The organism is Arcicella rosea (assembly GCF_014204325.1).
GTDB classification, from domain to species: domain Bacteria; phylum Bacteroidota; class Bacteroidia; order Cytophagales; family Spirosomataceae; genus Arcicella; species Arcicella rosea_A.
The window spans coordinates 1-1,123 of the sequence record NZ_JACHKT010000075.1 but is presented as its reverse complement, the minus strand read 5'-3'; the positions used below and the strand labels follow the sequence as shown (position 1 = coordinate 1,123).

At 32.8% G+C, this 1,123-nt stretch carries 1 protein-coding gene; it reads left to right on the top strand.

Features of this window, described 5'->3' with window-relative positions; translation table 11 throughout:
• Nucleotides 1-78 precede the first annotated feature (78 nt).
• Nucleotides 79-1,123: IS4 family transposase (locus HNP25_RS21620; RefSeq protein WP_221432534.1), on the top strand; the 1,045-nt coding region annotated here is incomplete at its 3' end.

Here is a 1,123-nt window from a genome sequence, read left to right as displayed (position 1 = left end):
TACTCTACCCGAAGATTTTGTTCTTGAAAACAAAAAGGCTGAAATTTGAGCGACCAAGCATCAAAACAGCCTTTAAGGATGAGAAAAATCATCAAAGACGAAATTATAAAATTGTTGGGTAAAATCCCATTAGCAACGAATTTAGCGAGGAAGAAATTCATCTCTTCGTTCCTATTAGGTTTAATTGATAGCAAAAGAGTACAATTTCAAGAAATTGCAATTCATATCGAATCTGATGCAAAACTTGATTCAGTTGAACGCAATATTCAGTCATTTTTTAAGGATTACGAATTTGACTATCAACAGGTTTGTCTGGTACTATTATTATTTTTACCCAAAGGGGAACTTACTTTGTCAATAGATAGAACAGAGTGGGATTTTGGAATATATCAGTGCAATATTTTAATGATTGTTGCTCAACATGGTTCTGTCGGCATTCCTCTTTATTGGGAATTATTAGAGAATAAATCAGGCAATAGTAATTGTCAAAATCGCCAAGATTTACTGCTAAAGCTTATCAAGGTTATTGGAGTAAAACGTATCAAAGTTATTATTGGTGACAGAGAATTCATTGGACAAAAATGGATTAAATATCTCAAAGACAATAATATATCTTATTGTATTCGTGTTCCTAAAAGTCATTTAATTACCCTCAAAAATGGAAACACATTTTCAATAGAAGAACTCTTACAGCAACAAGCAGAACGATATTTTCACGATTGTATGGTTGATAGCGTTTGGTGTAATACAATGATAAAACGCTTACCATCTGGTGATTATTTATTCTTAATAAGTGATTTGTCCGCTAAAAAATTAGGTGCAATTTATCGTAAACGCTGGTGCATAGAAGTTTTATTTCAGACTTTTAAAGAGCGTGGATTTGATTTGGAATCAACCCATTTGAAGTGCCCCAAAAAGCTCAGCAAATTATTAGTCTTTGTCAGTATTGCTGTGGCTCTTTGCGTTAAGTTTGGTGAATACTATCACCAAAAAGTACAAAAAATAAAAACTAAGCCGCATGGATATAAAGCCAATAGCTTTTTCAGAAAAGGATTGAATATTATCAGGCGAGGATTTAAGAATCCTACAAAAGTCTTTGTCCAACTCTGGAATAAATGCTTTG